Below are 23,130 nucleotides of genomic sequence, written 5' to 3' on the forward strand. Positions count from 1 at the left end.
CTTTTTACGTAACAAGTTATGGTATTATTTCGGCTTATTTTTGAAAATAATGTGGAGTATGGGATGAAAGTAACGCTGCCGGATTTTAATAAAGCCAATGTGCTGGTTGTCGGTGACGTCATGTTAGACCGTTATTGGTATGGTCCTACAAGTCGGATCTCACCAGAAGCACCAGTGCCTGTGGTAAAAGTAGATACCATAGAAGAGCGTCCGGGTGGTGCAGCTAACGTTGCAATGAATATTGCTTCTTTAGGGGCTAATTCTCGTTTAGTGGGGTTAACCGGCATCGATGAAGCGGCAAAAGCATTAAGCAATACATTAAGTCAGGTTAATGTGCGTTGTGATTTCGTCTCTATTGCGACACATCCAACTATTACTAAATTACGTGTCCTATCACGTAACCAACAACTTATCCGCCTTGATTTTGAAGAGGGATTTAGCAATGTCTCTCCAGAGCCAATTTATGAGCGTATTCAACAAGCATTACCCTCAATTGGTGCCTTAATTTTATCGGATTATGCTAAAGGTGCACTTTCTCACGTACAGCAAATGATCCAATTAGCTAAAAAAGCAGGTGTGCCGGTACTAATCGATCCTAAAGGCAGTGATTTTGAACGCTACCGTGGTGCCACACTTTTAACACCGAATATGTCAGAATTTGAGCAAGTGGTGGGCGTTTGTCATACAGATGATGAGCTAGTAGAAAAGGGCACTCAACTAGTAAAAGATTTAGCACTTGATGCACTATTGATCACTCGTTCAGAGCGGGGCATGAGTTTATTACAAGCCAATGAAGCGCCATTGCATTTACCCACTCAAGCACAAGAAGTTTATGATGTGACAGGGGCGGGAGATACGGTTATCGGCGTGCTTGCTACTGCGTTAGCTGCAGGCAAACCATTAGCGGAAGCGTGCTTTCTTGCCAACGCTGCGGCTGGTGTGGTTGTGGGGAAACTGGGAACGTCAACGGTTTCTCCTATTGAGCTTGAAAATGCTATTCGCGGGCGTGCTGATAACGGCTTTGGTATTATGGAAGAGTCACAACTCAAACAAGCGGTTGCTTTAGCGCGTCAACGTGGTGAGCGCATAGTGATGACAAATGGTTGTTTTGATATTCTTCATGCTGGGCATGTTAGTTATTTAGCTAATGCACGTAAATTGGGTGATCGCCTGATTGTTGCGGTAAATAGTGATGCATCAACTAAACGATTAAAAGGTGAAAGTCGCCCAGTCAACCCATTAGAGCAACGAATGACCGTATTAGGCGCGTTAGGGGCAGTTGATTGGGTTGTCGCGTTTGAAGAAGATACCCCACAGCGTTTAATTGCATCAGTATTGCCTGATATTTTAGTAAAAGGTGGCGATTATAAACCCGAAGACATTGCTGGCAGTAAAGAGGTGTGGGCTGCGGGTGGTGAAGTGAAAGTACTTAATTTTGAAGATGGTATTTCCACAACTAATATTATTAATGCCATTAAAAAGAAATAATTAAGCTGTTTATTATAATTGAAAGGGCACTCTAATGAGTGCTTTTTTAATACCTTAAAATAGGACTAATTAGTCTATTAATTAAGCTATTAAATCATTTTTCATAATTAATTTTATGCGTTATTGATGATGAGTTTCTGCTTTGTTACTTATCTTTGCACTAATTTTAAAGAGAGCGAAGATAGCGGGATATCACTTTGCGGTTTATTATAATTGGAATAGTGATACCTAGGGTGCTAATTTTCTGTTTTTAATAAACTACCCTGTATCTTTTGCAGTGATACAGGGAGTAATAGATCATATTGTGATAGCTTATGCTTTATCGTCAGTTTTTGCTTCTACAATAGTTTCAGTTATTTCAACTTGGGCTACTTCAGTTTGTTGTCCTGCTTCCAACTCATTTAAACGTTGCTCTAAACGAGCCAATTTTTCGCGAGTACGTAACAGCACTTGTGTTTGCACATCAAATTCTTCGCGATTAACCAAATCTAATTTGTTTAATTGAGATTGAAGTATTGCACGGATTTTCTTATCAATATCATCACCTAAATCTTTGATACCTTGTGGTAGTACATTTTGGATTTGGCGAGCGACTTGTTCAATTTTTTTTGGGTCCAGCATGGATAGTCCTCACAATAAAATAGAAAGCTATGCTAAGTGTAATATGAGGGCTGTGGGAATAAAACCTGATATCGATATTATTGTTATATTTTTATGATAAATCGTTAAATTCTTTGCCTATCAATAACAGATTAGTGTGATTTGACAAGGGTTATTGTGGATTGGGATTGCCTCTTATTATTTTAAAGCGTATAGTTTCCCTGTTTATCTCAGGGCGGGGTGAAAGTCCCCACCGGCGGTAGATACCTGAATAATCAGGTAAAGCCCGCGAGCGCTTTGTATTACCAATGTGATGCAAAGGTCAGCAGATCCAGTGTAATTCTGGAGCCGACAGTTAAAGTCTGGATGGGAGAGAATAAAATAGCATCAGTGGGATCCTTGTATCCATTCCTGTTGTTTCTGCTTGTCTATTTATACAGCAGAGATCCACTCCTAAGACTGCCCTGGTTCTGGTAACTTTCATTAATTATTGAGGTTTTTTTACCATGAATCAGACGCTACTTTCCGAATTTGGCTCTCCATTAGAGCGTGTTGAGCGTGCGCTTGAAGCCCTTCGTGCCGGTAAAGGTGTGATGGTGCTTGATGATGAGAACCGTGAAAATGAAGGCGATATGGTATTTGTCGCAGAAACCATGACCACAGAACAAATGGCGATGTCTATTCGTCATGGCAGTGGTATTGTGTGTGTCTGTATTACCGAAGAGCGCCGTCAACAACTCGATTTACCTATGATGGTAGAAAATAACACCAGTCATTTTCATACCGCATTTACGGTAACTATTGAAGCGGCCCAAGGGGTGACTACGGGAGTTTCAGCAGCAGACCGTTTAACGACAGTACGTGCAGCTGCTGCTGATAATGCAAAACCAAGTGATTTAAATCGTCCAGGTCACGTATTCCCATTACGAGCGCAACCTGGTGGTGTATTAACACGTGGTGGACATACTGAAGCTTCTATTGATTTAGCAACGTTAGCGGGTTTTAAACCTGTTGCCGTGTTATGTGAATTAACCAATGACGATGGCACCATGGCCAGAGCGCCAGAAGTTGTCACTTTTGCTAAACAGCATGATATGCCAGTGTTAACGATTGAAGATTTAGTGGCTTATCGTCTTCGCGAGGAGAAGAAAGCGGGCTGAAATTAACAAGTTAAAACGACACTGAAAACACACACACACTTATTCAAGCCACTTAAGTTTCCCTAAGTGGCTTTTTCATATTTTTTGAATAACTATTTCACACTTCTTTGACTATATTTCAAGTAAGAAGGCAGTATGCTAAATGCCATAGATAGCAAGATGATAAGAGGTGATTATGGACAGAAAATTGATGCCAGCGCTATTTGTTGGACATGGCAGTCCAATGAATGTATTGGAAGATAATAAATATACTCGCCTCTGGACGACGTTAGGAGAGACACTGCCTAAGCCTAAAGCAATATTAGTCATCTCAGCGCATTGGTATACGCAAGGGACTTATATTACAGCGATGACTCATCCTAAAACAATTCATGATTTTTATGGATTTCCACCAGAGTTATACCAAATAGAATATCCTGCAAAAGGCTCCATTGGTCTCGTTGCATTAATTGAAGATCTGATTGATCCGATGAAATTAAAACTGGATATGGAGCAATGGGGATTTGATCACGGTAGTTGGGGAATATTAGAGAAGATGTACCCTAATGCTAATATTCCTGTTGTTCAGTTAAGTATTGATGCTAACCAATCGCCACAGTGGCACTATGAGTTTGGAAAAAAACTGGTTGAACTACGTAGAGAAGGTGTATTAGTGATTGGCAGTGGTAATATCGTTCATAATTTAAGAATGATGGATTGGCAAAATGACCAAGCAGAGCCTTACTCTTGGGCATTATCTTTTAGTGAAACAGTAGAGCGCTGTTTACAAAGTGATAAAGTGCCTGAAGCGCTTTTTACCATTTTATCAACGCAAGAAGGGCAACTCGCACACCCAACAGCAGAACATTTTTTACCTGCATTATATCTACTCGGTTTAAAACAGCCGGATGAAAAAGTAACTTTATTAAATAATGATATTATTAATAAATCACTTAGCATGATGACCTTTCAAATTGGGTAAAATATTCAATAAAACTAATTGATAGAATGTTAAGGCTAAATTTATTTTTTAGGTGTGCCATAAAACCCCGCCCTTTAGTTCAGGGCGGGGAGGGGGTCAATGCTAGACAATAAGTTTTGCTATCACAGCAATTGCGTTATTAATCTAAAATAATATGTGGATAGAAACGAGACAGATCTTGCGTGATAAGCTCTTTATCTTCTCGAATACAAATACCTGCAGATTGATCGTTAACTAGCCAGCTACCAATTAATGTATAGCTATCACCAAATTTTGGCAGTGGATGGAAGTCCTGAACAATAAAGCCTTCTTCACCGTAAGGGCCATCAGCAACAGCGATATCTTTACCATTTTCAACGATACGAATATTCGCCCCTTCTCGTGAAAAGAGCGGTTTGATGACATAGCGTGATAATGAATCTGGCGCTTTACCGTCATAAAAATAAGCCGGTAATAAATTAGGATGATTAGGGAACATTTCCCACAGCATTGGCAGTAACGCTTTGTTGGAAATAATACTTTTCCAAGCTGGCTCTAACCAACGGATCCCTGCATCAGCAAGTTTGGTCGAGAAATCTTCACGGAACATAAACTCCCAAGGATAGAGTTTAAACATATTGCTGATGATCTGGTCTTGTAGATCGGTCAGCTCACCCCGTTCACCTAAACCAATATCTTCAATAAAAACGAAATCGGTAGCGACTTCGGCTTCTTCTGCACAATCTTGTAAATATTGTACTGTACCGCGATCTTCTTGCGTATCTTGGCAACATGACATATGCAGATAACGCATACCATATTGATCACGCAATTGAGCGAATCTGTCGATCAATTTTTCTTGGATACTATTAAATTGATCGGCATTTTGTGGCAAACGACCCGCATTGATTTGATCTTCAAGCCAGATCCACTGGAAAAAAGCAGACTCATACAATGAAGTTGGTGTGTCGGCATTATTTTCGAGTAATTTTGCCGGCCCCTTACCGTCATAAGCTAAATCAAGACGTGAATAAAGCGATGGTTGCGAGGTTTTCCATGACTCACGGACAAAATCCCAGCAATGGCGAGGAATTTGAAAACGAGTCAATAGCTCTTCACTATTAGCCACTTTATCAGCGACTTGTAAGCACATCTGATGAAGCTCTTCCGTGGTTTCTTCTAATGTTTCCACTTCTTCCATTGAGAATTGATAATAAGCATCTTCACACCAGTAAGGCTCGCCATACATGGTATGGAAGTTAAAACCATATTCAGTCGCTTTTTCGCGCCAATCAGGACGTTCAATAATTTGTTCGCGTTTCATGGTTTAATTAACCACCTGCACGATATGAAGAGGAGCCTGTTGAGCTACGGTTGTTATTCGTCGCGCTTGCACGTTGAGCTGCCGCTTGTCGTGAAACGGTATTACCAAAGCCACCACGCGTAATGGTTGATGTTGTAGATGGTTTTGGTGTCATGGCTGTTTTAGGGACGTTCATTTGACGACCACCGACAGCAGGACCATAGTTACGACCCGTTGCATCAACAAACTTACCATTAGCTGGGCTGCTTGGATTACGCGAGCTAAATAAAGGCTGTGCTGGTGCGCCACCCCCCATTAAACGCCCCATCATATAACCTGCCATCAGTGGCATAAAGAAGCTACCACCAGAGTTAGCTTGTGCCATTTGTGAACTATCAGGGTTGAGGTTATTGGCGTTTTCGGTGTTAACGGGGTTACCATCAATTGAGGCAGTTTGTGTACATTGCGCATCACCAAATTCAGCAACACAATCTTCCATTGTTGCGTATTTAGGTGCAGTACGTTGCGCTTCTTGTAATGCCGTGCGGTAAGAATCTTCACATTGTGCTGCTTGTGATGGATTCGCTTGCGCACATTCTTGTGCATTCATATACAGTGAAACCGTCTCATCACTCTCTTCACACCCTGAAAGGGCGAATACCGCGGTGATGGCGATGGCAACAGGCGCCAGACGATAAGGGCGAAATGCTTTACGAAAAGCATCGCGATTAATCGATTTGGTACGTTTCATTGTCATATTGGTAAGATCCATAAAAAGTAAAACGTTCAAAATAAAAGCTAGGATAGGTTAAATAGGTTAGAAAATAAATAAGAAACACCTAATCATCAGCGATTAGCAGAAATTTGTGATCTTCATAGGGATAATGGCAATGAAATCAGCTAAATCCTCTATTTATTAAACAAATAATGATTGGGTTATTTATAAACTTAAGTAATAGGCATTAGGTGAATTTATTTTTAATCTATTTATAACCAAAAATGTTTTTTCTCGCTAGTGTATAAAAAAAACCGCTTACTCGTATATCACTGTAAGCGGTTTTGATGGTTAACGGTGTCTATTAACGATTAATTTGTCGTATTCAGTACGGGACTTGTTAATGGACGAATAATGTTGTCAGGGGAAGTGGAAATCTCTTCACCCAACGCATTATTTAACTGAATTAAGTCATTTTCGTTTAAGGTACCACGTGCATATTGGATATTTAATTGGTTAATCAAATAGTCGTAACGTGCACTTGATAATTTTTGTTTAGCATCATAAAGCGTTGTAGTTGCATTTAAGACATCAACAATAGTACGAGTACCCACTTGGTAGCCAGCTTCAGTTGCATCTAAAGAGCTTTGCGCTGACACAACCACTTGTTGATAGGCCTTAATGCTACTGATGGAGGCTGAAATATTGTTATAAGAAGAACGTGCAATTTGTACGATAGAACGGTATACCGATTCTAACTGCTCACTGGCACTGGTAAAGCCATATTGAGCTTGTTCTACTTGTGAGCTCGTTCTGCCACCTGTATATAATGGAATGCTTAAAGAGAGTCCGATGCTGCTTTGACCATTATAGCTATTACGGCTGTTAGCAGGTGTTTCTGGTGGTAAAGCACTACCGTGATTATGACTGTTTGAGACACCCGTTGAAGCATTTAAATTTACGGTTGGCAAATGGCCTGATTGCGCTAAACGAATATTTTCACGTGCTAAATCTTGACCTAAACGAGCACTGAGTAAACTTAAGTTACGCTCTTCTGCGTCTTTTAACAGTTTATCAATGGCGTCTGGTGGAGTGGTGGAAAAACGTGCGATATTAAGTGAAGCCAGATTAATATAATACACACCGCTGACTTGGCGCAGTTTTTCTAATGCGTTATCCAGTTCATTACGTCCAGCCACTTCTTGTGCCAACACGCTGTCGTAGTTTGCACGCGCATTTTGTACGTCAGTAATCGCAACAAGTCCTACATTAAAACGCTGTGTAGTTTGATCTAATTGGCGATACACCTGCTCTTTTTGTGCTTCAATAAATGATAAGGAGTCAATGGCACGCAGAACATTAAAATAAGCTGTTGCGGTATCTAAAATAAGCTGTTGTTGGCTTGTTTGATAGGTAACATCACTCATACCCGCCGTTTTTTCTTGCATGGTCAATTGACGCCATAAAGACATATCAAAAATAGTCTGGGTCAGCGTTAAATTCGCACCAAGAGAGTTAGACTCGGTATTTTTAGCATCACGATAGCCACTTTTATAATCAATAGAAGCGCCTAATCCTAATTGTGGTAATAATGGGCTACGTGCCTCATTGATTTTCTCAAAAGCTTGATTGCGTTCAGCTAATGACTTACGTAATTCTGGGTTACTGTCCTTTGCTTTTTGATAAACTTGTAGCAGATCCTCAGCCTGACTTGCAGTGCTGAATCCTGCCAAACTCATCGTGACTAAAAGAGAGAGCAGTTTTTTCATTTTAATTCCTTGTTGCAACAGTTTCGCTGAGTTGCCTCTGTTAATCTTGTATAGAAACAATTCTAGCAGATTGTTTCCCTAAGTAGGGGTAGCCATTTGTGCCATATCCTTTTATTTTAGGTTAACTTTACAGGATTTGCGGGCAAATATCTTTAAATCTGTATTAAACGTATGCAATAAAAAAAGACTTAAGTATAACCAGAGGAATATTGTATGAACAAAAAGGAAAATACACCATTTTTATATACACGTAATGATGTTGAGCTGATAAGTAAAAAAACACGCTATAAAGGCTTTTTCCGTATGAACGAGTATCGTTTCAAACACCGTTTATTTAAGGGAGGATGGAGTGCAGAAGTTAAGCGAGAAGTGTTCGAACGTGGTCATGCGGGTGTTTTATTGGCTTATGATCCTAAACGAGACGAAGTTGTATTAATCGAACAAATTCGTATTCCAGCTTATGAAACAAGTCAAACACCTTGGTTATTAGAAGTGATTGCCGGCATGGTGGAAGAAGGAGAAAGCCCTGAAGAGGTGGTAAGACGGGAAGCCACAGAAGAAGCTGGGATCACAATAGGTCGTTGTAAGCCCATTGTAAGTTACCTTTCAAGCCCCGGAGGAACCAGTGAGCGGATGTATGTCTATGTAGGGGAAGTGGATGCCACAACAGCAACAGGCATACATGGGCTAGCTTGTGAAAATGAAGATATTCGTGTTCATGTCGTCAGCCGAGAGCAGGCTTATCAATGGGTTGAAGAAGGGATAATTGATAATGCTGCTTCTGTCATCGCACTTCAGTGGTTACAACTTCATCATGTCACCTTAAGAAAAGATTGGTTGTGATAATTGCCAAAAGAAACTTTATTCGTCACTATGAAAAGATATGATAAATGACGTAATTATCTTTAAAGTATATGAATATACAATCGATTAAGCTTGAACATAAGAGATAAAAAATGTGACTGGTAGCGAGAATATTTCTCAATAATCTTTTGAAATGTGTATTGGGTGGCAGATCTTTAATACAAAATTACGTTAAAATAACGGCTAGTAAGAGAGAAACAAGGAAACCTTTTGGAAAGCCAGCTTGAATTGTCGGTGGATCAACAACACACCGTTAGAATATTACAAATCACAGATACCCACCTTTTTGCTAATGTGGATGATACCTTGTTGGGAATTAATACCTATCGTAGCTATCATGCGGTATTGGACGCGATTAAACAGCAAGGGTTATCAATTGATTTGATTGTTGCTACTGGGGATTTAGTTCAAGATCAATCCTTTGCAGCTTATCAGCATTTTGCTGATGGGATTGCAAGATTACCTTCACCTTGTGTGTGGTTACCCGGTAATCATGATTATCAACCAGCAATGATTGATGCTTTAAATCAGGCAGGCATTCTGTCGGCAAAACAAGTGTTAATTGGTGAACATTGGCAATTGTTATTATTAGACAGCCAAATTCAAGGTGTTCCCCATGGCGAGTTATCTGACTGTCAGTTAGATTGGCTAACACGCTGTCTAGAAAGCCACAAAGAAAGAGATACTGTGATCTTATTGCATCATCATCCGATGCCTTCTGGCTGTACTTGGTTAGATCAACATAGTTTAAGAAACTCTCACCAGTTAGCTGAGCGTGTTAAAGATCACCCTCAAATAAAAATGATGCTATGTGGTCATATTCATCAAGAAATGGATGAAATGTGGAATGGTATTCGCTTATTAGCAACACCCTCTACCTGTATTCAGTTTCGCCCGCATTGTACTAATTTTTCTTTAGATACCGTTTCACCAGGTTGGCGCTATTTGGAGTTATCATTATCTGCACAGGGTAAGAGGAATATTGATACTCAAGTACATCGTCTAGCGGGTAAAGATTTTTGTCCAGATCTTGACGCGGATGGCTATTAAGTCATGTCTCGTATCCTCTATTTACATGGTTTTAATAGCTCGCCTCAATCAGCCAAGGCGCAAGGGTTTAAACAATGGTTATCAGTCACTCATCCTGATATTGAGCTACTTGTACCCCAATTACCCCCTTATCCTCAGCAAGCCGCTCAATTAATTGAAAAATTAGTAAAAGATAATGCCAATGATAAGTTAGGATTAATTGGCTCGTCGCTGGGGGGCTATCTTGCTATTTGGTTATCACAACGTTTTCATTTACCTGCAGTGGTGGTGAATCCCGCGGTTCGCCCGTTTGATTTGCTACAGGATTTTTTAGGCGATAATGAAAATCCTTATACTCATCAAAAGTATAGATTAGCACCTCACCATATGGATGAGTTACTTGCCTTACGTATTCCTACGATAACTTCCCCCGAACTTATTTGGTTGCTTCAACAAACTGGAGATGAAATACTTGATTATCGTCAAGCGGTTTCATATCTTGGCGCTTGTAAGCAAACAGTAGAGCAGGGAGGAAACCATGCTTTTGTTAATTTTGAACGTTTTTTCCCGGAAATTGTTCAGTTTTTGAAAATAACATCGTTTTCGACTCATTAACCTGCAATACTGGGGTTGATGTCTCAATTCAAAAATGAATATCATATTACCGCTAACACCTGTTATTATAAACAGTATTCTCAAACAGTGAACCGCAGATTAAAACAATGACTCAATCAAGTTATAATGCAAAGGATATTGAGGTTCTTAATGGTCTAGAGCCTGTACGTCGGCGTCCTGGTATGTATACCGATACCACTAGACCGAACCATTTGGCACAGGAAGTGATAGATAATAGCGTGGACGAGGCGCTTGCGGGGCATGCAACCAAGGTCGAAGTTATCTTATATGCAGACCATTCTATTGAGGTTATCGACAATGGGCGAGGAATGCCGGTTGATATCCATCCAGAACTGAAAGTCTCTGCTATTGAGCTGATCCTTGCCCATCTTCATGCCGGAGGAAAATTCTCCAATAAAAACTACCAATACTCTGGTGGCTTGCATGGTGTCGGGATCTCAGTGGTTAATGCGTTATCAAAGCGTATAGAAGTCACCGTGCGCCGAGAAGGCAAAATATATCAAATTGCTTTTGAGAACGGTGATAAAGTTGAAGAGCTACATCAAATAGGTACGTGTGCTAAACGAGATACAGGAACCAGTGTTCATTTCTGGCCGGATAGCACTTACTTTGATATTCCTCGTTTCTCATCAAAAAGCTTATCTCATGTATTAAAAGCCAAAGCGGTGTTGTGCCCAGGCGTCAATGTCTCTTTTACCGATAAAGTCAATAATACCCAAGAAACGTGGTGTTACGCTGATGGTTTAACAGACTATTTAAGTGAAGCTGTCGCTGAATTTGTTCGCCTGCCTGAAGAGCCATTTACAGGGAAATTTGAAGGTGATAACGAAGCCGTTGAATGGTCAATGCTTTGGTTGCCGGAAGGAGGCGATTTACTCACAGAAAGTTATGTGAACCTCATTCCAACCGTACAAGGTGGTACACACGTTAATGGTTTGCGCCAAGGTGTATTAGATGCCATGCGCGAGTTTTGTGAATTCCATAATTTATTGCCAAGAGGCATTAAATTAACCGCAGATGATACATGGGAGCGTTGTGCTTATGTGTTATCAGTAAAAATGCAAGATCCTCAATTTGCAGGACAAACCAAAGAGCGTCTATCGTCACGTCAAACCAGTGCCTTTGTTGCTAGTGCAGTAAAAAATGCATTTAGTTTATGGTTAAACCAAAACGTTCAAGTCGGTGAATTACTCGCAGAAATGGCTATTAGCAGTGCGCAACGACGTATGCGTGCGGCTAAAAAAGTGGTAAGAAAAAAACTGACTTCGGGGCCTGCATTGCCGGGTAAATTAGCAGATTGTACTTCGCAAGATTTACGTTATACCGAACTCTTCTTAGTTGAAGGGGACTCTGCGGGTGGCTCTGCTAAACAAGCTCGCGATCGTGAATATCAAGCGATTATGCCTCTACGTGGTAAAATTCTTAATACTTGGGAAGTCTCTTCTGATGAAGTATTAGCGTCACAAGAAGTGCATGATATTTCTGTGGCGATTGGGATGGATCCTGATAGTGATGATTTAAGCCAATTACGTTACGGAAAAATTTGTATCCTTGCGGATGCGGACTCCGATGGTTTACATATCGCCACTTTGCTTTGTGCTTTATTTGTTCGTCATTTCCCGGCATTAGTAAAGCAAGGTCATGTCTATATGGCTATGCCACCTCTTTATCGTATCGATTTAGGTAAAGAAGTGAGTTATGCCCTTGATGAAGCAGAAAAGAACGCTATTTTGCAACGCCTTAGCCGTAAAAAAGGTAAGCCAAATGTGCAACGCTTTAAAGGCTTAGGTGAGATGAATCCACTGCAATTACGTGAGACAACGCTTGATCCTAATACACGTCGTTTAGTGCAATTGGTGATTGATGATGAAAATTATCAAGAAACGTTGGGCATGATGGATATGTTACTTGCCAAAAAACGTTCTGAAGATCGCCGTAACTGGTTGCAAGAAAAAGGCGACGAAGTTGACATCGAAGTGTAATGGAACTCACCAAGCGTCTGAGGAAAATATTGAATGAGTGAACTGACTCATGATGGTGTAGAGCGCCAACCGCTCCACTTATTTACGGAAAATGCCTATCTCAATTATTCAATGTACGTGATTATGGATCGTGCATTGCCTTTTATTGGCGATGGGTTAAAGCCAGTACAGCGTCGTATCGTCTATGCGATGTCTGAATTAGGTTTAAACAGCAGTGCTAAATTTAAAAAATCAGCACGAACAGTGGGGGATGTATTAGGTAAATATCATCCCCACGGTGATAGCGCCTGTTATGAAGCCATGGTATTGATGGCGCAACCCTTCTCTTATCGTTATCCATTAATTGATGGGCAAGGTAACTGGGGGGCTCCGGATGATCCAAAATCTTTCGCAGCTATGCGTTATACCGAGTCTCGCTTATCTAAATATTCACAGATCCTGCTAAGCGAATTGGGACATGGTACTGTTGATTGGATCCCCAATTTTGATGGCACCCTGCAAGAGCCAAAAATGTTGCCTGCTCGTTTACCTAATATTTTATTAAATGGGACAACGGGGATTGCTGTCGGTATGGCAACGGATATTCCGCCACATAATGCGCGGGAAATCGGCCAAGCATTAACCATGCTATTAGATAATCCTGATGCTGGGTTATCTGATGTTATGCAATATGTACAAGGACCTGATTATCCAACAGAAGCGGAAGTGATCACCGCTCCTGAGGATATCAAAAAGATTTATAAAACAGGACGTGGTTCTATTAGAATGCGTGCTGTTTGGCAAAAAGAAGAGGGTTGTGCGGTGATAACAGCTCTCCCTCATCAAGTCTCTGGTGCTAAGGTACTTGAACAAATTGCTGCATTAATGCGAGCGAAAAAATTGCCTTTAGTTGATGATTTACGTGATGAGTCAGATCATGAAAATCCTACTCGATTGGTAATTGTTCCTCGTAGTAATCGCGTCGATTTAGAACAAGTCATGTATTACTTATTTGTAAATACAGACTTAGAGAAAAGTTATCGCGTTAACCTCAATATGATTGGGTTAGATAACCGTCCTGCTGTGAAAGGGCTATTAACCATTTTAAATGAGTGGTTAGTTTATCGCCGTCAAACCGTAACCAATCGTTTAAACCATCGCTTAGAAAAAGTATTACGCCGTTTAGAAATTCTAAAAGGTTTATTAATCGCTTATCTCAATATTGATGAAGTGATTGAGATCATCCGTTATGAAGATGAGCCAAAAGCGGAATTAATGCGTCGTTTTGCATTATCAGATATTCAAGCAGAAGCGATTTTAGAGTTACGTTTACGTCACTTAGCTAAGCTTGAAGAGATAAAACTGCAAGCTGAAAGTGATGAACTGGAAAAAGAGCGCGACAGTATTGAAAAACTGCTAAATTCTCCTCGCCGTCTCAATACGTTATTGAAAAAAGAGATAGAGGCAGACGCTAAAGAGTTTGGTGATGAACGACGTTCTCCTATTCGACCTCAAGAAGAGGCGAAAGTGGTTAATGAACAAGATATGTTGCCATCAGAGCCTGTGACTATTGTGCTTTCTGAAATGGGATGGGTGCGTAGTGCGAAAGGGCACGAAATTGATCCTAGTACCATGAGTTATCGTGCCGGAGACAGTTATCATAGTGCGGTACGGGGTATGAGCAACCAGCCAGTATTGTTCCTTGATTCAACGGGTAGAAGCTATAGTTTAAGTCCCAATGACATGCCATCAGGCCGTAGCCAAGGTGAGCCTTTAACCGGTAAATTGACCTTCCCCCCTGACGCCAGCGTAAAATATATGTTAGCGGGAGCCGCTAAACAGGAGTATTTACTGGCAACAAAAGAGGGTTATGGCTCCGTACTCAGTTATGAAGAGATGGAGACAAAAAATAAAACCGGTAAAGGGTTGTTAACGGTTTCAGATGAAACAGAATTGCTAGCGCCTTTCTTAGTCGATGCAGAAAAGAAAAACAATCAACATTGGTTAGTTATTATCACCGATAAAACACGTATTCTGGCGATATCTGCAGAACATCTAAATGAGATGAATAAGAAAGGTCGAGGCACTCGCTTAGTTGCATTAGGCAAAGAGCAAAGTGATGTTATCGAACAAATCGTGTTAATAGCAAAAAATGAAGCCCTCACATTTACTGTTGATGGTCAACAACAAACATTAAAAGCAGAAGAGATTAGCTATTTTAGTGGTGATGTTGGCGATGAGCCTATCCCATTAAAACATCTTCACCCTGAAGCGGTTACCGTGATCATGTCCGAAAAAGGGCTTATCCGTTGCCAAAAAGGCCATAACATTGATGCGAAATCAGTGGGCTTTAAAACAGGGGATGATTATTTTGATGCAGTTGAAGGGATGAGCAATCAAGCGGTACATCTGATTGATACCACGGGTCAAAGTTATACTGTTGATGTTGATGCATTACCATCAGGCCGTAGTAAAGGTGATGATTTAACTGGACGATTAAAAGTCCAAAAAGGGGCTCAATTACGTCATGTAGTGATGGGGGAAAGTAGCGATAAGATCTTAATGGCATCCGACGCTGGTTATGGGTTTATCTGTAGTATTGATGACTTAACCTCTAAAAATAGAGCTGGTAAATCATTATTAACATTACCTGAAAATGCATTACCATTACCACCTCAACGCTTAAATGATGAATTGAGTGATTTGATCATGATCATTACTCAGGGTGGGCGAATGCTGATTTTTGAAGCCTCTGAGTTGCCAACTATGGTAAAAGGAAAAGGTAACCAAATGGTTTCTATTCCTGCTTCACAGGCTGCAAGTGGTGAAGATAAAGTCGCTTGGTTGCGGGTATTACCAGAAAATGCCAGTGTTACATTGCATTTTGGTAAACGTAAACTCACGATGTCGATGAATGAATTACAGACATTTAAAGCCAAACGTGGTCGTCGTGGAACCTCGCTCCCTCGTGGTGCACAAAGTATCGATCATATAGATATCGAAACTCATTAATTTTAACTTTCAATGTAGATTAGTGGGTCATATGACCCACTTATTATTAGGACGCTAAAAGCTTATGCTAGCCATTATTCGAGGCATTATTGTCATTCTGTACACCATTATTGTGGTGACTTTTGGGATGATCTATTGCATGTTTTCTCCCAGAAATCCGAAACACGTAATGACTTATGGACGTTTATTCGGCAAATTATCACATGTCTTTGGGATCAAATTAGTTGAGCGTTTTCCTAAAGAAGCTAAAAGTTATGGACCCAGTATCTATATTGGTAACCATCAAAATAACTTTGATATGGTGACAATGTCGAATGCGGTACAACCTAATACCGTGACGGTGGGCAAAAAAAGCTTGGTGTTTATTCCTTTCTTTGGACAGCTTTATTGGATCACTGGCAATATTTTGATTGATAGAGGTAATCGCTCTAAAGCCCATAGCACCATCACTCAGGTTGCAGAGCAAATCAAAGCGAAAAAAATCTCTGTATGGATGTTTCCAGAAGGAACACGTAGCCGAGGACGTGGTTTATTACCTTTTAAAACAGGGGCTTTTCACGCGGCGATGCAAGCGGGGGTGCCTATTGTGCCTGTTTGTGTCTCTACCACACAAGGTAAGATAAAATTAAATCGCTGGAATAATGGCTACGTGATTGTTGAAATGTTGCCTCCCATTGATGTATCAAAATATAACAAAGATCAGGTGAGAGAATTAGCTGAAGATTGTCGTCAGATCATGAAGGCTAAAATTGAAGAGCTTGATAAAGAAGTGGAAGAAATGAATAAACGCGATTTTGCAGGTAAGTTAAATTAACGGTCTGTAATTTATTTAATTGTTTATTATACCTAATGCCAAATCGATTTGATTTGGCATTTTTATAACATTATGATTTTAATGGTTTAATTATATACTTTATAATGGCTAACAATAAACCTTATAGGTTGATTGATCGTTTGAATATATCCCGATTTTCGGACGGATATTGTCTTTAATAAATTAAAATGCACTAAGTTATCAACTATTTTTAGGATTTATGTCATATCCGCGTTATTATGCTGTCATAATTTGATTTAAGTCTTTTGTCTTTAAATATCACAGCAGCTTTTTTCCTATCAGTTGATCCTCACTCGTGGGATAGGAATATGGGTATTTTGTTGCGGAGAAAGTATGTCATTTAGTCGTCGCCAGTTTTTACAGGCTTCAGGCTTAGCGGTATGTCTGGGCTCATTATCTTCATCTGTTCGTGCAGGATCAGTTAGTGATAGAAAACTACCTATTCCCCCATTACTTGAATCACGTAATGGTCAGCCTCTTTTTGTAACGTTACAAAAAGTGCATTGGGCCTTTGATGGCACACAAAAAACAGAAGTCTGGGGCATTAATGGCTCAATGCCGGGTCCGACAATCAAAGTAAAAAGCGGTGATGATGTCAAACTGATTTATAGCAATCGCCTTAATGAACCCGTTTCTATGACCGTAAGTGGCTTATTAGTTCCGGGAACACAAATAGGTGGAGCTGCAAGGATGATGTCTCCGGGAGCCTATTGGTCACCGGTGTTGCCTATTCGTCAAAAAGCGGCCACCTGCTGGTATCATGCGAATACGCCTTTTAAAATGGCGCCTCATGTCTATAACGGATTGGTAGGCATGTGGATTGTTGAAGACGAAGAGAGCAAATCGTTACCATTGCCTAAACATTATGGGGTAAATGACTTTCCTATTATTCTTCAAGATAAACGCCTTGATAACTTTGGAACGCCACAGTACGACAAAGAAGCCGCGACAGAGGGATTTTATGGTGACACATTATTAGTGAATGGCTGTGAAGATCCCTATATTGAAGTATCAAGAGGTTGGATTCGTTTACGCTTAGTTAATGCCTCGAATGCCCGACGCTATGAGTTATCGGCGAATGATGGTCGCTCACTCTATCTGATAGCCTCTGATCAAGGTTTGTTAACATCACCGGTAGAATTGAAATCTATTCCTATGGCACCGGGTGAGCGACGTGAAATTCTTATTGATCTATCAGAAGGCGAAGAAGTGACTATCACTGCTGGGCAAAGTGCCGGATTTATGGATAGATTACGTGGTATTTTTGAACCTTCTAACTTATTGCGCAATACCAATGTGCTAACCATCAAGCCTACTGGACTGATGTCACTGGTTACCGATAAAGTTCCACAACAGTTGGTGGTGGATGACACACAAATTACCACCTCAATTCAACCGAGAACGATCCAATTACAAAACAGTCCTCCTGGTATTAATAATGCGCGTTGGGAGTTATCAAGGATCGATCTTGTCGGTAAACAAAATGGCTGGGAACGTTGGTTAGTGACAGTGGAAACACCACAACCTTTTCATATTGAAGGTGCACGTTTTAAAGTGATTAATCATGATGGACAAAAACCAGCGCCTGCTGATTTTGGTTGGAAAGATACAGTGTGGATCGAAAAACAGAGTGAATTATTAGTTGAGCTAAAACAGCCTTCTTATTCCCATTTCCCTTTTGTTTATTATAGCCAAATACTCGAAAATGCGGATAAAGGGATTGCGGGGCAAATGGAAATCACGCCATCAGAATAAAAATTAAGTAATATCACGTCAAAAATTAAAATAAAAACAGTATTTTTAAAATAAAGATACTGTTTTTTTATTACTATAAAATTAAGAAAAATAAATTTTTCATACTAGAATTAAATAGCTAAATCAGATTATAAAATAAATTGTTAATTAATTTAGCTATTATGTTTTTTTATTGGTTTGCTTTTTATCAGCTTTATTTAGCTATTGAAAGCTGTCAGTATTACCGTAGAAAACGTTAAATCTATTTATTTATATAATATTAGATTATGTTTTAAAATTGTTTAATTAAACTATTAAGTTGTGATTTGTTAGGCAATCTATCTATTTTTGTGGTTTAGCTTCGTATATTTGAGAGATCCCTCAAGTAATTATTGTTATAAAAAAGAGAGGATCGCTACGTCTTTTGTTTTTATTCCTTAATTAATGTTATCCCTTTCAACATAACAGAAGGTACAGAATGAACAAAGAAATAGCTTTAAGTCACCATCCCATTAATCAGAAAAAAAATACCACAAACTCTCTATTTCAACTCTCCCTTATTACTTCGGCACTTCTTTTTTCTGGCTATGCTGTTGCATATTCAGAAGTTGGACAATTAGGTAATAAACAAAGTTGGGAAAGCCCTGAATATCAAAAAGACTGGGGGCTTGCAGCCATGAATGCCTCTAGTGCTTATGCTCTGGGTTTTCATGGTCAAGGTGCTAAAGTCGGGGTGATGGACTCTGGTGCACTGCTCTCACATCAAGAGTTGAGTGGATCTCGTTTTCATGCAGTAAAAGCCAAAGGTGAATATGGCTCTACGGGAATGCGCTATCCACAAGAAATGGGCGGACATTATGAAAAAGGCCAAGTCTTTGATGTTGATGGTAATTGGATCAAAGGGGTGAATGATACCCATGGCACACATGTCACTGGTACTGTGGGGGCTAACCGTGATGGTAATGGTATGCATGGTGTGGCGTGGGGGGCTGATATTTATTTAGGGAATACTGGGGCAACAGACAGCAATAACTATGGCCCTTATCAAGACTATACCTATTTCTATACTGGCTGGAAAGCGATGGTCGATGCGGGTGCGCAAGTGATTAATAATAGCTGGGGGACTAACCCGCGTATTATTAATACAGATAAAACAGAGGGGCCTGATGGTGGTAATACCACGATACATATGCCTGTTAACACCACGGCACAGACAGAATACGAATATTTCTACTTTAAAAAAGTCTATGGTGATAAACCTTCCTTTGTTGATGCTGCTTATGATGCAGTTAAAGGAACGAATGTTGTTCAGGTCTTTACAACGGGTAATCGCGACTTTGCTCAACCTTATTATCGTCCTCTTTATCCTTATTTTAATCCCGAAGCCGAACAGCATTGGATTGCGGTGGCAGGATTGAAGCAAAATGCGGATAACACCGGTTATGTATTAGAAAAAGTCTTCAATGAAGCGGGTAATGCAAAATGGTGGACAGTGGTTGCACCGGGTCGAAATATCTATTCTACAGTGGTTGATAAAGAGGGAAATCCAGGTTGGGATACCTTTAGCGGTACTTCAATGGCAGCTCCTCATGTGACGGGGGCGATGGGAGTATTAATGTCTCGTTATCCTTCCATGAACGCCATTCAAGTTCGTGATGTCATGTTCACTACCGCTAACCATCGTGATCCTGATGGCTCTTTATATGAGAGCTGGACGGCCGCAGAAGGTACTCCTGATGTACGTTATGGGTGGGGAACACCAGATTTAGATAAAGGGATGTATGGTCCGGGTCAATTGCTAGGTAAATTTGAATATAACCTAAATGCGACACCGCTTGATGTGTGGACTAATGATATTTCCCAAACAGCTTTAGATCTACGTAAGCAAGAAGATCTCGCATGGTTGAAAGAATATACCGAAAAAGGTATTGCGGCAGGAGGTGATTATCATCTCGGTACTGATTTTGTGATTAATGATGGCAATCCTGATCCTACATCGCATATTGTTAGCCAAGAAGATGCTGAAAAATGGCGTCAAGAATATTACCAAAAACGCGCTGATGCTATTCAAGCTAAAATTGATGCTGGCTTATATGATGGTGCTTTGGTGAAGCGAGGCGAAGGTACGTTAGTCATGACGGGAAATAATAGTTACCGTGGTGGTACAACTGTCGAACAAGGTACTTTATATGGCTTTAGCGGATCTTTTGGGACGCAAGCCGTCAATGTTAATGGTGGGAAATTAGGTATTATTGAGCGTTATAACGATACTTTTACTCAAAAAGGCCAATTAACCTCAAACCAAAACCATAAAGTAAACATTAATATTAATGATAAAGGTCGTTATTTAGTGACCGCAGGACACAATGTTAATATTGGTAACTTAGTGCTTAATCAAGGAGCCGATATTGATGTGGGGGCGGATAATGTTGGGCAACTAAAAGATATTTATCTTAATAATAGTGTTGTTGTCGGTGAGGTGAATACAGATAGTTTAGTTGATAATCGCACTAAAACGAAAATGTTAGCCAGTAACCGTGTGGTTGCAGAGTCAGCCACAACCACGACTGTCACCAATAATGATTATGCTTTATTTGATAAACATATCACGATAACAGATAAAACCATCAGTGGTAGTTTAACTAAGAAAGAAAATACGACTTTAGCCACCTTTGCTGATAATGAAAATGGTCGTGCTATTGCTAATGCATTAGATAATGCAGGAGATGGTGAGCTATTTAATGCTGTATTACCGATGAATGAAAATGATCTGAAAACCACTTATCAATCATTGGGTAGTGATATGTATTTAAATGCCAATAATGCCAGTATTGTTAATGTATTGGGTTTAACTCGTACAGTGAAAGATCAGGCTATTGGTATCGGTGATGGTCGTCATGCACAACTAGGTAATAGTAATGCGCGTATTTGGATCAGCGGCATGGGTCAGTGGGGTAAGACGGATTATGGCCACAGTGATATGGATGTTGATTTCTATGTTGGGTTATTAGGTGCTGAAATTGATGTTACTGAAAATACTAAAGCGGGTCTATTTTTCGGTGCAGGCTCCACCAAATATAAAGGTAATCAATATGGAAAGATAGATAGTAATGATATTCATATTGGTGCTTATGGGATCTCTAATCTTTATGATGTTGCCTCATTAAATTATGGATTTACACATACAAACCAAGATAGAGATGCCAAAAGAACACTCTGGATAGGACAAACTGCAGGTTATAACTCAACCAGTTACGATGCGAAAATTAGTCAATTCTTTTTAGAAGGTGCTTATACTCAATTGAATACTAGCCAGTACTCAATTGAACCTTATGCTGGATTTAGTTGGTTAAGAGTATCCACTGATAATATCAATGAAAATGTGGGTAATATGAAGTTTACCACTAAAACAGATGCACAAGATATTCAAGTTGCTACGGTTGGTTTACGTGGTGGATATCCATTTATGGCAGGCAATATTAATATGGCATTAAAAGGTGATATATCAGCAAGCCATCTGTTTGGTGATAATCGCCCTGAATCACGTCTATGGTTATCCAATTCAGGTGAGGCATCACTACGAGGTGGTAAACTAGATAATTTATTTGGTGTTGGTCTAGGTGTTGATGCGCAGTTAAGTAAATCAACCACTTTCGGTATCTCTTATCAAGGTCAATATAATAGTGATATCAATTCGAGTGGTATTAATGCAATATTGAAAATTAATTTCTAAATCTTATTTGTTTTTTGATATTTATAGCCCTTAGTAATAAGGGCTTTTTTTTGTATGAAGATGTAAGTAAATAAAGGATAGTTTTACTATGAATAAGGAGTTTTTATGCATATAAGAAATAATTCTGATAACGTTACTTCAATAAAAAAATACTATGAAAATATAAAAGAGAAATACCAAATAAAAAATAAAATCAACAATGTGTTAAATACACTTTCAAGTCTTTATATTGAAAGGGAAAAGATTACTTTACTATCTAAAATATCATTTTTTATAAAGAGTGTTTTTAATATTAATGTTGGGGTGGTTTTTCTATTAGACAAAAGTCAACATGCTAAAATTAATACATTATCCATTTTGATGAGAAATGGAGGGGAAGTATATTTTAAAAACTGTAAGCTAATTAACTCAGATTTTGTTAGCTTTAAGAATAAACATTTAGAGACATTTTTTTTAAATTTAAGTTTTGCAATAAAAAATGATTGTCATGATGATGTTAAAAGATTAATACAATGTTATCTTTATGAACAATCAAAAACAAAAGGAGACTTTATTACTATAATGAACATTGCTTTCAATGTAATTAATCATTATCCAAAAGAAATGTTTGAACAATTAAAGAAATATCACCCAAAGTGCGATGATATGGTATATTATAGTGATTTTAACTATAAACAACATATTGATATGGCATTAAGTTATGTTTGTAAAGAGATTAATAGAAAAGATAATAATGAATTAATTAATTCAATAATGAATTTAGTTACTATAATGTATAATATTTATTCGGTGGAGATGGATAAAGCGTTTATTGTCAATATAACTAAATGTTTTATTGATAAAGCAATGGAATTTAATACGGTAAACTATATTAACGATGCTTTTAAAAAATCAATATTAAATTTTCTAACTAATAAATTAAGAAATAATGAAGACGTTCAAAAGTTTGTAGATGATATGCTTACATTAGGAGTGTTAGAAAAAAAAGATATTATTAAAGCTAAAAAAATGACAATGGAAGACGAGAGTTTTATCACTAAACATAATAGAAGAATGCAAAATATTTTTACTAAGAATGAAAATAGTGATGAAATGAAATATACCATTGCTAATATTATTAGAAATAATTATGAGGATATTTTAGAACAAATAGAAAATGAGTGTGATGATCTTAAAGATAAATATAAAGATATTTTACTGGATATTATTGATTACTTAAGGGACGATAAGGATTGGAATTTTGATTCATTAATAATCCGTTACACCTATTTTAATTCTTTTTATTAAAGAGATCTTTGTTTCTTTAACACTACTTTAATTTTTAAACCAACCAGCACGACACTTAGCACTT

At 38.9% G+C, this 23,130-nt stretch carries 16 protein-coding genes and 1 riboswitch; of the genes, 12 read left to right on the forward strand and 4 right to left on the reverse strand.

Annotated features, from left to right (window positions below; all coding sequences use genetic code 11):
* The first annotated feature begins 63 nt into the window (after positions 1-63).
* Positions 64-1,488 (forward strand): bifunctional D-glycero-beta-D-manno-heptose-7-phosphate kinase/D-glycero-beta-D-manno-heptose 1-phosphate adenylyltransferase HldE, encoded by a 1,425-nt coding sequence (gene hldE / locus AACV00_RS02695; RefSeq protein WP_036905068.1) that lies wholly within the window; start codon positions 64-66, stop codon positions 1,486-1,488.
* 312 nt (positions 1,489-1,800) lie between these two features.
* Here the strand turns inward: hldE and ubiK are convergent, their stop codons facing one another.
* Positions 1,801-2,109: a ubiquinone biosynthesis accessory factor UbiK gene (gene ubiK / locus AACV00_RS02700; RefSeq protein WP_004245566.1), complete on the reverse strand. Its 309-nt coding sequence runs from the start codon at positions 2,107-2,109 to the stop codon at positions 1,801-1,803.
* A 201-nt stretch (positions 2,110-2,310) separates the two neighbouring features.
* Positions 2,311-2,470, forward strand: a riboswitch (FMN riboswitch).
* Positions 2,471-2,594: 124 nt separating this feature from the next.
* On the opposite strand from ubiK, the gene ribB reads away from it, so the two are divergent.
* Both ribB and ygiD read left to right on the forward strand, forming a co-directional pair.
* Positions 2,595-3,248, forward strand: coding sequence for a 3,4-dihydroxy-2-butanone-4-phosphate synthase (gene ribB / locus AACV00_RS02705; protein ID WP_004245565.1), 654 nt, complete (start codon positions 2,595-2,597; stop codon positions 3,246-3,248).
* 175 nt (positions 3,249-3,423) lie between these two features.
* Positions 3,424-4,209 (forward strand): 4,5-DOPA dioxygenase extradiol, encoded by a 786-nt coding sequence (ygiD, locus tag AACV00_RS02710; RefSeq protein WP_004249471.1) that lies wholly within the window; start codon positions 3,424-3,426, stop codon positions 4,207-4,209.
* Between the two features lie 139 nt (positions 4,210-4,348).
* Here ygiD and AACV00_RS02715 read toward each other — a convergent pair whose 3' ends face one another.
* From AACV00_RS02715 to tolC, 3 genes are all read right to left on the reverse strand, one after another.
* Complete coding sequence (locus AACV00_RS02715; RefSeq protein WP_020946201.1) at positions 4,349-5,512, reverse strand: glutathionylspermidine synthase family protein; 1,164 nt, start codon at positions 5,510-5,512, stop codon at positions 4,349-4,351.
* Positions 5,513-5,519: 7 nt separating this feature from the next.
* Complete coding sequence (locus AACV00_RS02720; protein ID WP_004249472.1) at positions 5,520-6,248, reverse strand: DUF1190 family protein; 729 nt, start codon at positions 6,246-6,248, stop codon at positions 5,520-5,522.
* Between the two features lie 329 nt (positions 6,249-6,577).
* Positions 6,578-7,975 (reverse strand): outer membrane channel protein TolC, encoded by a 1,398-nt coding sequence (gene tolC / locus AACV00_RS02725; protein ID WP_004245559.1) that lies wholly within the window; start codon positions 7,973-7,975, stop codon positions 6,578-6,580.
* A 213-nt stretch (positions 7,976-8,188) separates the two neighbouring features.
* On the opposite strand from tolC, the gene nudF reads away from it, so the two are divergent.
* From nudF to AACV00_RS02770, 9 genes are all read left to right on the forward strand, one after another.
* Positions 8,189-8,818: an ADP-ribose diphosphatase gene (gene nudF, locus AACV00_RS02730; protein WP_017827538.1), complete on the forward strand. Its 630-nt coding sequence runs from the start codon at positions 8,189-8,191 to the stop codon at positions 8,816-8,818.
* 231 nt (positions 8,819-9,049) lie between these two features.
* Positions 9,050-9,889, forward strand: coding sequence for a 3',5'-cyclic-AMP phosphodiesterase (gene cpdA / locus AACV00_RS02735; protein ID WP_004250217.1), 840 nt, complete (start codon positions 9,050-9,052; stop codon positions 9,887-9,889).
* Between the two features lie 3 nt (positions 9,890-9,892).
* A complete protein-coding gene (yqiA, locus tag AACV00_RS02740) occupies positions 9,893-10,483 on the forward strand; it encodes an esterase YqiA (protein ID WP_049217645.1) in 591 nt (196 codons plus the stop codon).
* Between the two features lie 107 nt (positions 10,484-10,590).
* Positions 10,591-12,486 (forward strand): DNA topoisomerase IV subunit B, encoded by a 1,896-nt coding sequence (gene parE / locus AACV00_RS02745; protein WP_110706920.1) that lies wholly within the window; start codon positions 10,591-10,593, stop codon positions 12,484-12,486.
* 33 nt (positions 12,487-12,519) lie between these two features.
* On the forward strand, positions 12,520-15,477 hold the full coding sequence (parC, locus tag AACV00_RS02750; protein WP_004245552.1) for a DNA topoisomerase IV subunit A: 2,958 nt from the start codon (positions 12,520-12,522) through the stop codon (positions 15,475-15,477).
* A gap of 64 nt (positions 15,478-15,541) precedes the next feature.
* Positions 15,542-16,291: a 1-acylglycerol-3-phosphate O-acyltransferase gene (locus tag AACV00_RS02755; RefSeq protein WP_004245551.1), complete on the forward strand. Its 750-nt coding sequence runs from the start codon at positions 15,542-15,544 to the stop codon at positions 16,289-16,291.
* 354 nt (positions 16,292-16,645) lie between these two features.
* Positions 16,646-18,067, forward strand: a complete 1,422-nt coding sequence (gene ftsP / locus AACV00_RS02760; RefSeq protein ID WP_004250218.1) for a cell division protein FtsP — start codon at positions 16,646-16,648, stop codon at positions 18,065-18,067.
* Positions 18,068-18,524: 457 nt separating this feature from the next.
* Complete coding sequence (pta, locus tag AACV00_RS02765; protein WP_161680196.1) at positions 18,525-21,779, forward strand: autotransporter Pta; 3,255 nt, start codon at positions 18,525-18,527, stop codon at positions 21,777-21,779.
* 105 nt (positions 21,780-21,884) lie between these two features.
* The gene (locus AACV00_RS02770) at positions 21,885-23,066 is read left to right on the forward strand and encodes a hypothetical protein (RefSeq protein ID WP_036918979.1); all 1,182 of its coding nucleotides are present in this window, start codon (positions 21,885-21,887) and stop codon (positions 23,064-23,066) included.
* Positions 23,067-23,130 lie beyond the last annotated feature (64 nt).

The organism is Proteus sp. G3927 (assembly GCF_963894685.1).
In the GTDB taxonomy this organism is placed as follows: Bacteria; Pseudomonadota; Gammaproteobacteria; order Enterobacterales; family Enterobacteriaceae; genus Proteus; species Proteus mirabilis.

Excerpts from the sequence above, each read along its gene's own strand:
- yqiA (WP_049217645.1), top strand. The coding sequence starts at position 9,893 with ATGTCTCGTATCCTCTATTTACATGGTTTTAATAGCTCGCCTCAATCA.
- parC (WP_004245552.1), top strand. The coding sequence starts at position 12,520 with ATGAGTGAACTGACTCATGATGGTGTAGAGCGCCAACCGCTCCACTTA.
- AACV00_RS02720 (WP_004249472.1), bottom strand. The coding sequence starts at position 6,248 with ATGACAATGAAACGTACCAAATCGATTAATCGCGATGCTTTTCGTAAA.
- AACV00_RS02770 (WP_036918979.1), top strand. The coding sequence starts at position 21,885 with ATGCATATAAGAAATAATTCTGATAACGTTACTTCAATAAAAAAATAC.
- ftsP (WP_004250218.1), top strand. The coding sequence starts at position 16,646 with ATGTCATTTAGTCGTCGCCAGTTTTTACAGGCTTCAGGCTTAGCGGTA.
- hldE (WP_036905068.1), top strand. The coding sequence starts at position 64 with ATGAAAGTAACGCTGCCGGATTTTAATAAAGCCAATGTGCTGGTTGTC.
- ygiD (WP_004249471.1), top strand. The coding sequence starts at position 3,424 with ATGGACAGAAAATTGATGCCAGCGCTATTTGTTGGACATGGCAGTCCA.
- AACV00_RS02755 (WP_004245551.1), top strand. The coding sequence starts at position 15,542 with ATGCTAGCCATTATTCGAGGCATTATTGTCATTCTGTACACCATTATT.
- AACV00_RS02715 (WP_020946201.1), bottom strand. The coding sequence starts at position 5,512 with ATGAAACGCGAACAAATTATTGAACGTCCTGATTGGCGCGAAAAAGCG.
- ubiK (WP_004245566.1), bottom strand. The coding sequence starts at position 2,109 with ATGCTGGACCCAAAAAAAATTGAACAAGTCGCTCGCCAAATCCAAAAT.
- tolC (WP_004245559.1), bottom strand. The coding sequence starts at position 7,975 with ATGAAAAAACTGCTCTCTCTTTTAGTCACGATGAGTTTGGCAGGATTC.
- pta (WP_161680196.1), top strand. The coding sequence starts at position 18,525 with ATGAACAAAGAAATAGCTTTAAGTCACCATCCCATTAATCAGAAAAAA.
- ribB (WP_004245565.1), top strand. The coding sequence starts at position 2,595 with ATGAATCAGACGCTACTTTCCGAATTTGGCTCTCCATTAGAGCGTGTT.
- parE (WP_110706920.1), top strand. The coding sequence starts at position 10,591 with ATGACTCAATCAAGTTATAATGCAAAGGATATTGAGGTTCTTAATGGT.
- nudF (WP_017827538.1), top strand. The coding sequence starts at position 8,189 with ATGAACAAAAAGGAAAATACACCATTTTTATATACACGTAATGATGTT.